Origin of the sequence: Dietzia sp. Cai40 (assembly GCF_014145165.1) — a bacterium.
Lineage (GTDB): Bacteria > Actinomycetota > Actinomycetes > Mycobacteriales > Mycobacteriaceae > Dietzia > Dietzia natronolimnaea.
Genome location: NZ_JAALEB010000001.1, coordinates 1 through 1,164, shown reverse-complemented (window position 1 = coordinate 1,164; position 1,164 = coordinate 1). Strand labels below are relative to the sequence as shown.

Sequence of the window (1,164 nt, the reverse complement as noted above, 5' to 3'; positions counted from 1 at the left end):
GGCATCAGATTCTCCTAGGAATGGTGTGCTGAGAGCTCGTCAGAGCTGCTCGGTCTCGGCGTAATCCTCGCCGCCCTCGTCGGTCCACGTCCCGGTCTCGGCGTCGTAGCCGGCGACCGAGGCGGGATCGAACCCGGGGGGCGCATCCTTGAGCGACAGGCCGAGCTCGACGAGCTTGACCTTGACCTCGTCGATCGACTTCTGACCGAAGTTGCGGATGTCTAGCAGGTCCGACTCGCTGCGCGCCACGAGCTCGCCCACGGTGTGGACACCCTCGCGCTTGAGGCAGTTGTAGGACCGGACGGACAGGTCCAGGTCGTCGATCGGCATGCCGTAGGCGGCGATGTGATCGGCCTCGGCCGGGCTGGGCCCGATCTCGATGCCCTCGGCCTCGTCGTTGAGCTCACGTGCCAGGCCGAAGAGCTCGACCAGCGTCTTGCCTGCGGACGCCAGGGCGTCACGGGCGGTCATCGAGTTCTTGGTCTCGACGTCCAGGACCAGGCGGTCGAAGTCCGTGCGCTGGTGCACACGGGTGGCCTCGACCTTGTAGGTGACCTTGAGGACGGGCGAGTAGATCGAGTCGACCGGGATGCGGCCGATCTCGTGTCCCGCGTCCTTGTTGAGCCCCGCGGGGACGTAGCCACGACCGCGCTCGACGACCAGCTCGATCTCCAGACGGCCCTTCTCGTTGAGAGTGGCGATGTGCAGGTCCGGGTTGTGCACCTCGACGCCGGACGGCGGGACGATGTCACCGGCGGTGACGGCTCCCGGGCCCTGCTTCTTGAGGTACATGGTGACCGGCTCGTCCTCGACGGACGAGACGACCAGGCCCTTGAGGTTCAGGATGATGTCGGTGACATCCTCCTTGACGCCCGGCACGGTGGTGAACTCGTGCAGGACACCCTCGATGCGGATGCTGGTCACGGCCGCGCCCGGGATGGACGACAGCAGCGTGCGACGCAGGGAGTTGCCGATGGTGTAGCCGAAACCGGGCTCGAGGGGCTCGAGCACGAACCGTGAGCGGTTCTCGGAGACGACCTCCTCGGTGAGGGTGGGCCGCTGGGAGATGAGCATGTGCTACCTCTTTCGATTCTCGGCGTCCGCTATTTGACGCCGTAGTAACCCACCGTCGCCGGGCGGGCCGCGATGTGCGGCCCGCCCGGC

Annotated in this window: 1 protein-coding gene; it reads right to left on the bottom strand. The window is 66.8% G+C overall.

Annotation, left to right across the window (positions count from 1 at the left end; translation table 11 throughout):
- Window positions 1-39 precede the first annotated feature (39 nt).
- Window positions 40-1,074, bottom strand: coding sequence for a DNA-directed RNA polymerase subunit alpha (locus tag G6022_RS00005; protein ID WP_067716627.1), 1,035 nt, complete (start codon window positions 1,072-1,074; stop codon window positions 40-42).
- Between the last annotated feature and the right edge of the window lie 90 nt (window positions 1,075-1,164).